This is a genomic window from Nitrosomonas communis (assembly GCF_001007935.1).
GTDB lineage: Bacteria > Pseudomonadota > Gammaproteobacteria > Burkholderiales > Nitrosomonadaceae > Nitrosomonas > Nitrosomonas communis.
The window spans coordinates 1,417,003-1,424,702 of record NZ_CP011451.1 but is presented as its reverse complement, the minus strand read 5'-3'; the positions used below and the strand labels follow the sequence as shown (position 1 = coordinate 1,424,702).

Here is a 7,700-nt window from a genome sequence, read left to right as displayed (position 1 = left end):
GGTCAAGCGGCTACCTGTTTTTGATCTCCTGTTTGTTTAACAAATTTAACGCCGGAGATGACATCTGCTAACAGCTTATAGCCTCTTAATCGAAATCAATTATTTTGAGCAGTTTCCATGAACTTGAACGGCATGGTTAGTGTTGTTGTCCGACTTCCACAATTCTTGGTTTTATCTGTTCTTATTATGACAGTAGCAAAGACAGATTCAACCGGATTAGTTGTTCTTATATGCTGCCAGTTTTCGGCAGGATAATCATAGAAGGCCAGCATGGAAGCTTTGTCTCTAGACAGATATAGCCTACTTTATATGAAATGATTCGATTTTAAAGAGTTGCTTAACGCAACCTGCGCGATTGTAAGTCCCTCCTCCTTTCGAACGGATAAGACTTTGCAGCGAAATGAAAATGGATAAGTCATCTGTAAGGTATAATCAATTTATTTGAGCTTTGCTATAATTCGTGCGCGCAGCATTGAGGTGCAAAAGACTAATGAGGCGTAGTTTTTCATATTCTTTTTTGTTCTTTCCGCCTAGGTGCTGTTTCCTCCACCTACCAATACTGAAAATAAACCGTTTGATTCGTCCGCGCGTAATTCATTGATTTTTATCATCTAAAAAATATGAGCTTGTGGACTTCGCACTTAAATGACAGGAAGGGGTGGAGAGAATAATGGCGCAGAGAGAGAAAAACTGAGCGAATTTAGGGAATCTCTTGAAACTACGAAGTCCGCAAGAATCCTCAGGAACCCGCGCAAATACGCGAGAGTAGGCACAAAAGAACCAACCGGATGAAAGGTTGGTTTTTGGTATTGGTGGAGGCGGCGGGAATTGAACCCGCGTCCGCAAGCCCTCTACAGACAGTTCTACATACTTAGCCAAGTTTATTTGATTTAACCTGTCACCCGCCAGCTGGCAGGCTGATGAAAGGCGAGTTACCTATTATTTAGTACTTCGCAAAGTAACCCTGCGAAATACGATCCTCGTTAGTGACTCCACTGTCTGTTGCCAGACCCGGCGTTGAGGCCCACCGGTGTGGAGTTCAGCCGGATTAAGCGGCTAAAGCGTAATTTTCGTCGTTTGCGACTATTTTTTTTCAGATGTATTTACGAGGTAACTGATCCTCGGTATGCCCTGCACTGCTTTGCAACCCACGTCGAAGCCGAATCGCCCCCCAAGATAATTTATACTGATTGATATGATTGTATGGATACGAAAAAGTTCAAGAATATAATTTTAACAGAATCTCTGAGTTGATTCTAACGAAGTGTCTTAAATATAATTGAGCAAGTCTTCTGGATGATTAATGAGATGATCTGCGCCCCAGGATTCAGGTGGTGCATCATTACCTAAATAGCCATAACGCGCAACAATCGGTTTTATTCCAGCTGCCATGCTGGCTTGGACATCACGAAGATCATCCCCGAGATAAATGCAGTTCTGTGGGGAAATATCCATTTGACGGCATGCGGTGAGCAAGGGTTCCGGATGGGGTTTGGTATGAGCTGTCTCATCGCCGCTGATAATGCAGGCTGCCCGCTGGTGTAGCCCTAATGTTTGCACGAGGGGGCGAGTGAAGCGAGCGGGTTTGTTGGTTACTATTCCCCAAGGCAGATTGCGAATATCGAGCTGATCAATTACATTAGCTATGCCTGGAAATAAGCAAGTATCATGACACAAACGTTCGGCGTAAAAGCGTAGAAATTCCTCGCGCATCGCTTCGTAGGTTACATCATCAGGTTTGAGATTGAAACCAAGATGTAATAATCCACGTGATCCAGCCGATGCGTAACGGCGGATAAGGGTAATCGGTAAAGGAGATAACCCTCTTGCTATGCGCTGTCGATTAAGCGCATGACCCAGATCAGGCGCAGTATCGGCAACTGTGCCATCAAAATCGAAAAGAATTGCTTTAATCATTTATCCGCTTTTAAGCTGGAAATGCCATGATATAGTTGACACTGGTATCAGCCTCGAGCGCATACACTTTAGTAAGAGGATTGTAGGTCATACCAATAATTTTGGCATCATTTAATCCTGCGGCACGCGCCATACGCGCAAGTTCAGAAGGCTTGATAAATTTAGCGTATTCGTGAGTCCCTTTGGGTAATAATTTAAGGATGTATTCTGCCCCGAGAATGGCAAAGAGATAAGATTTCGGGTTGCGATTAATGGTCGAGAAAAAGACCCAGCCATTGGGTTTAGTTAGCTGGGCGCATGCTTTTATTACGCTGGCAGGATCGGGTACATGCTCCAGCATTTCCATGCAAGTGACAATATCAAAATGGTGCGGCTGTTCTTTAGCAAGCATCTCAACCGTTATTTTTCGATAATCAACTTGCTGCCCACTTTCGAGCAGATGAAGTTTAGCAATTTTGAGTGCCTTATCACTCAAATCAATGCCTGTTGTTTTTGCCCCACGTGCAGCCATTGCTTCAGATAATATGCCACCGCCACAGCCGACATCTACCACAGTTTTTTCCTTCAACCCTCCACTTAGTTGATCGATGTAATCAAGCCGTAATGGATTAATGTCATGTAGTGGTTTAAATTCACTATTAGGATCCCACCAACGATGGGCAAGTTGGCTGAATTTTTCCAGTTCGATCGGATCTGCATTGATACCATCATCTTCCATAAGATTTTCTACCCTATATTTTTGCTATTGAGGCGTTTTTGCCATTAATATATTGTGCTCGATTGATTATTTTCGTTCAGAGTAGCAAGTTCTCTGTTATCCAGCAATAGTTTGCCATTGACCCGGACACGAGTAATTCCATTTGTAAATGAAAGCTGACTTTGAAAACTAACTTTGTCGACTTAACCTTGCCGTATTATTGCTACTGTCTATGTTTTGCCTTCGCGTCGTTTTTGATTTGGAAATCGAATAACAAGTTCGTGGTCTGCAACATAAACAAGATGTGAAATAGGATCAAAGCAAGGAGAGAGTGTAAGACTCGAGAAATCGATGGGTTTTTTGATATCTGCGGCTTTGCCAATCGCTAAAGGAATCCATGATTTTATCGAGCCCCATGCAATGGCTCCGTTTAGAGTAACCATCTGTACCAATACAGACATTGAGTCCATGTGCTAATAAATCACTAACCAGAGCAAATCCGATCGCTAGCTTGCGATCAGGTGAAGGACAATGTGCATTATTACAATCTTGTTGTCAGAGTAATTTAATTTCACTTTCGATCAAATGGATCATATGTACCCCAATCAGCCTGGAGCCAAGCAAACCATGCTGATATAAACGTGCAAGTGGACAAAGTTCACAGGTATTTAGGCTGTATATCATTTCATCGTGAGCTTCATGCAGGTGAATATGCACGGGTAAATCGAGCTGATCAGCGTAATAGTTATGATATTGAGTGCACAAGTTGAGTAAGCTTGGGATGATCACATGATAATTCAGGCTAATATGATTAAGAGAAGTGAGCTGTATTCATATCTGTAAATTTGGCAGGATAACTTTGCCCATGCCATCATTAATCACTATAGCCGGATCGATCAATACAAGTTTTCTGGTTCATCCGGAATGATCCGAGGTGCTTCAAAATTGAGGCGCCAGTTACAGACCGGCCCTTTTTATTACATTTTAACAAAAAAGCCCTGCGGAACGGCAGGGCTTTTTGTCTTGTATGAAATCTGAAACTAATCTTAGTAGTTACCTTCCTGTGTGCCTGCTACTTCAATTTCTACCCGACGGTCAGGTGCCAAGCAATCAATTAATGCTTTGGTTTTCTTGGTACCTGCGCAACTGTCACCCGTCACAGGGTTAGCCTCTCCTTTCCCGTCCGTAAAAATGCGGTCTGGGCTGATGCCATTGGCAGTAACCAGATAATTCTTAACTGCTTCAGCACGTCTCATGGAGAGTTGTTTATTATAGTCATCCGAACCGATACGATCGGCATAACCGACAGCAATGATAAGATCGTATTTAATATTTCTCAGTTTATTGGCAAAGTCATCCAAAGATTCCTTTCCTTGAGGTTTAAGGACAGCCTTGTCAAAATCAAATAGCGCATCCGCAGAAAAAGTGATTTTTTCTGGTTCGGTGATCGGAGCAGGGGGAGTAGGCGCGGCAACCTGTTCTACCGGTTTTTGACATTTAGGAGCCTGTGGGTCACATGAACAATCCGCATTTTCTTCTGTCCAATCTCTGGTACGCCAACATAAACCTGTAGTGTTTCTGGATATTACTCCACGATCATTTACATTATAACCTGGTATTTTCGCTGCATCACTTTCGCCTTGCTTATAATATGTCCCAGCTTGTGTTTCAGCCAAAGCCATTGTTGAAATTAAGAGTAGCGATAAAACGATTGCTTCTATTAGATATTTCCTGGTCGACGTTCTCTTTTTCATGCTATTGTCCTTTTTTGTAATTTTGATTCACTCAAAACAACCCCCACAAAATCATTTGCTGCTGATGCGATCTCGTGACACTCATTAATAAATTGATAATTAATGCATTACTTGAGCGGATTATGAGTCCATGTTTTTGTTTTTGTCAAACCAGTTTGTTGTTATTGCGCAACACTGTGGCAATCAATTGGAACGGCCTGATAGAATAGGTTGATATGATAGCTCTTTAGACAATTTCTAAAGAGAATGTTCTAAAGTTAAAATTTAATTGGAATAATTGATGGCAATGATGATGACAATGATTCGTTTAATCTTCGGTGCCATCATGATGTTTATAAATATTTTATCTGAAAAATTAATGGATGTTTATTGAATTGCTGCTGTTAGCGGTGGTGTATGAACATCAATTTATTAATCGTTAATTTTTGAAACCGAGTGTGCTAGTGAATGATATTCCTAATGTGACTATTTCTGCTTGTAACCTCAGCCGCAATTTCGGTAAGCATACTGCAGTGCACCAAGTTGATCTGGAATTAAGGCGAGGTGAAGTATTAGGCTTGTTAGGTCCTAATGGTGCAGGAAAGAGCACGACGATGCAGATGCTGACAGGTAACTTGGCTCCAACGAGTGGTAGTGTGCAAATTTGTGGGGTCGATTTGCTTAAACATCCTCAACAAGCCAAATGCTATATTGGTTATTTGCCTGAAAACCCACCATTGTATAAGGAATTAACAGTAGATGAATATCTCCGGTTTGCTGCTAGATTGCACCATATTAATCTATCAAGAATCGATTCCGTATTGACCGAAGTTAAACAACGTTGCGGTCTCAATGATATAGGAAAACGGCTGATCAATACATTATCCAAAGGGTATCAACAACGTGTAGGCATTGCCCAGGCGATTATTCATCAGCCTGAGGTTATTATTCTTGATGAACCTTCTATCGGATTAGATCCTAATCAAATAAGAGAAATTCGAATACTAATTCGTGAGCTTGGTAAAACTTCTAGTGTGGTTCTTTCTACACATATACTGCCGGAAGTCGAAGGTGTATGTGATCGAGTTCAAATCATGAATCAAGGCACGATGGTGTTTAGCGCTGCGCTAGCAGAACTCAAACAAAAAAATCTCAGCCTTGAGCAAATTTTTGAGCAATTTACTCTAAGAAATGGACATACCGGGAATTAAGAAAATGATTCTGACTATCGCCAGCAAAGAACTGAAGTTGTTGTTTGTTTCACCCTTGGCCTGGACTTTTCTTGCACTGATCCAGTTAATGCTAACTTGGGTTTTTTTGGGGCAACTCGATGCTTTTTTAGAGTTGCAATCACAACTCATGCAGATTGCTAATCCGCCCGGGGCGACAGAAGTTATTATAGTGCCGGTATTTGCGGTAGCCTCATTAGTATTGCTGGTAGCAACACCTTTGTTAACGATGCGCCTGATGGCAGAAGAGTGGCGTAACCATACTATGACTTTGCTAATCTCTGCCCCAATTTCCTTGACGGCTATTGTACTGGGTAAATTCCTGGGGTTAATGATATTCTTTTTATTAGCTATGCTGCTTGCAGTGATGCTGTCTCTTTCTTTGCTTATTGGAGGAGCAATGGATCTTGGCTTGCTATTAAGCAATATGATCGGTTTATCACTGCTGGCTGCCTGTTTTATTTCTATTGGGTTATATATATCCAGCTTGACTTCCCATCCAGCAATTGCTGCGGTAGGGACATTAGGTATATTACTGGTTTTATGGATAGCAGATGTGGTGGCAACTAATACAAGTAGTGTTATACAAAATTTTTCATTGCTCAGACATTATGAAAGCTTCAATCGTGGTTTGATTGATTCATTCAGTCTCGCTTTTTTGGTTCTTTTTATCCTTACTTTTCTCATATTGACTATTCGTCGCCTGGATGGAAAACGGCTTCATGGATGAGCCTGGATTGCCAGTGTTTTTGGGTACATGATCTGAATGATTACAGTTAATAAAAAATTGCGACTCCATTTGCTGTTGCAAAATGGGTTATTTGTTGTGTTGCTCTTGGTATTGGTTAGTATGCTGGGTTATCTGGCGTTTGAGTTTCGTACACAATGGGATATCAGTCAGAATAATCGTAATAGCTTGAGTAAGGCCAGCCTGGATGTGGTGCAAAAACTCAATGGTCCAGTGATGGTCACGGTTTATGCCACTCACCAGGATCCTCAGCTAGGAGATATCAGAAAAATTATTAGTGATTTTATTGTTGCCTACCAGCGAATTAAGCCTGATCTTACGCTTAACTTTATTGATCCCATTGAGCAGCCTCATCTTGCTGAAGAAGCAGGCGTCAGAATGAATGGCGAAATGGTGATAGCTTTTAATGATCGAAGTGAACATCTTACCACTATTAATGAACAAACCTTTACCAATGCATTGATGCGATTGGCTCGATCTGATCAAAAGCAATTGATGATACTTTCAGGCCATGGTGAACGTAAGCTAGATGGCATTGCTAATCGTGATATGGGAGACTTTGGCAAGAAATTGACAGAAAATGGCTTTAGAGGCGAAGCACTTAATCTGGCTAGCACAATGGAAATCCCATCCAATACAAGTGTGCTTATCATTGCCTCTCCACAAACTGATTTGATGGCTGGTGAAGTAGATATATTGCTTGATTACATCGAGCGTGGCGGCAATTTATTATGGTTGGTAGACCAAGAATCATTATATGGCCTGTTGCCGCTGGCTGAAAAATTAGATTTGACTTTCACACCTGGTGTGGTGGTCGATCCCCAGGCTAAACGATTGAGAGCGCCTATCACGTTTGCACTGGGAACAATTTATGGACAACATGCTATCACTGAGGATTTTGATTTTATTTCGGTATTTCCTTTTGCACGACAGATTATTTTCAATGAAAACGAGAAATGGCAGGGTACTTCATTGGTTGAAGTGGCGCCAGAAGGATGGGTGGAGACTGGAGAGTTGAATGATGCGCCTACTTTTAATGAAACTGATGATGTGGCGGGTCCGGTTAGCGTGGCAGTGGCATTGAAACGTACTATTGATGAGCGCGAGCAGCGTATCGTTGTGGTTGGAAGCGGACATTTGCTGGCAAATACCTATCTAGGGAATGGCGGTAATATCGATTTTGGAATGAATCTGGTCAACTGGCTTGCAGGTGATGAGGATTTGATTACTATTCAACCTCGGGCAACCATTGATAGTCAATTAATATTAAAAGAACCTGCATTAACCGTGATGGTTATTAGCTTTCTCATTGTGCTTCCCTTGCTGTTTCTGGTGAGCGGAATAATGATTTGGTGGCATCGTAGGAGAAGGTAACC

The 7,700-nt window shown here is 41.8% G+C and carries 8 protein-coding genes, 1 other RNA gene and 1 pseudogene; 3 read left to right on the top strand and 7 right to left on the bottom strand.

The annotated features are described in order from the left end of the window. Nucleotides 1–2: 2 nt before the first annotated feature. The 7 genes and pseudogenes from AAW31_RS23450 to AAW31_RS06450 form a co-directional block, all read right to left on the bottom strand. Nucleotides 3–275 (bottom strand): annotated as a pseudogene (locus AAW31_RS23450) (IS256 family transposase); the annotation flags it as partial. 535 nt (nt 276–810) lie between these two features. Then, nucleotides 811–1,172, bottom strand: a transfer-messenger RNA (tmRNA) gene (gene ssrA / locus AAW31_RS19650). A gap of 97 nt (nt 1,173–1,269) precedes the next feature. Further along, complete coding sequence (locus AAW31_RS06470) at nt 1,270–1,917, bottom strand: HAD family hydrolase (protein WP_046849624.1); 648 nt, start codon at nt 1,915–1,917, stop codon at nt 1,270–1,272. A 10-nt stretch (nt 1,918–1,927) separates the two neighbouring features. Further along, nucleotides 1,928–2,635, bottom strand: a complete 708-nt coding sequence (ubiG, locus tag AAW31_RS06465) for a bifunctional 2-polyprenyl-6-hydroxyphenol methylase/3-demethylubiquinol 3-O-methyltransferase UbiG (protein WP_046849623.1) — start codon at nt 2,633–2,635, stop codon at nt 1,928–1,930. A 209-nt stretch (nt 2,636–2,844) separates the two neighbouring features. Beyond that, the gene (locus AAW31_RS06460) at nt 2,845–3,057 is read right to left on the bottom strand and encodes a hypothetical protein (protein ID WP_144412865.1); all 213 of its coding nucleotides are present in this window, start codon (nt 3,055–3,057) and stop codon (nt 2,845–2,847) included. A gap of 112 nt (nt 3,058–3,169) precedes the next feature. Continuing rightward, nucleotides 3,170–3,379 carry a hypothetical protein gene (locus AAW31_RS06455; RefSeq protein ID WP_144412864.1) on the bottom strand — a complete coding sequence of 70 codons (210 nt, stop codon included), beginning with the start codon at nt 3,377–3,379 and terminating at the stop codon, nt 3,170–3,172. 281 nt (nt 3,380–3,660) lie between these two features. Beyond that, entirely contained in the window at nt 3,661–4,368 is a 708-nt protein-coding gene (locus tag AAW31_RS06450; protein WP_052752118.1) for an OmpA family protein, read from the bottom strand. Nucleotides 4,369–4,811: 443 nt separating this feature from the next. On the opposite strand from AAW31_RS06450, the gene AAW31_RS06445 reads away from it, so the two are divergent. The 3 genes from AAW31_RS06445 to AAW31_RS06435 are packed head-to-tail and all read left to right on the top strand — an operon-like array spanning nt 4,812 to nt 7,698. Next, nucleotides 4,812–5,558: an ABC transporter ATP-binding protein gene (locus AAW31_RS06445; protein WP_309567552.1), complete on the top strand. Its 747-nt coding sequence runs from the start codon at nt 4,812–4,814 to the stop codon at nt 5,556–5,558. Nucleotides 5,559–5,562: 4 nt separating this feature from the next. Then, the gene (locus AAW31_RS06440; protein WP_046851560.1) at nt 5,563–6,306 is read left to right on the top strand and encodes an ABC transporter permease; all 744 of its coding nucleotides are present in this window, start codon (nt 5,563–5,565) and stop codon (nt 6,304–6,306) included. Between the two features lie 36 nt (nt 6,307–6,342). Continuing rightward, nucleotides 6,343–7,698 (top strand): GldG family protein, encoded by a 1,356-nt coding sequence (locus AAW31_RS06435; protein WP_046849618.1) that lies wholly within the window; start codon nt 6,343–6,345, stop codon nt 7,696–7,698. Nucleotides 7,699–7,700 lie beyond the last annotated feature (2 nt).

Excerpts from the sequence above, each read along its gene's own strand:
- AAW31_RS06435 (WP_046849618.1), top strand. The coding sequence starts at position 6,343 with ATGATTACAGTTAATAAAAAATTGCGACTCCATTTGCTGTTGCAAAAT.
- AAW31_RS06470 (WP_046849624.1), bottom strand. The coding sequence starts at position 1,917 with ATGATTAAAGCAATTCTTTTCGATTTTGATGGCACAGTTGCCGATACT.
- AAW31_RS06440 (WP_046851560.1), top strand. The coding sequence starts at position 5,563 with ATGATTCTGACTATCGCCAGCAAAGAACTGAAGTTGTTGTTTGTTTCA.
- AAW31_RS06460 (WP_144412865.1), bottom strand. The coding sequence starts at position 3,057 with ATGGTTACTCTAAACGGAGCCATTGCATGGGGCTCGATAAAATCATGG.
- AAW31_RS06450 (WP_052752118.1), bottom strand. The coding sequence starts at position 4,368 with ATGAAAAAGAGAACGTCGACCAGGAAATATCTAATAGAAGCAATCGTT.
- ubiG (WP_046849623.1), bottom strand. The coding sequence starts at position 2,635 with ATGGAAGATGATGGTATCAATGCAGATCCGATCGAACTGGAAAAATTC.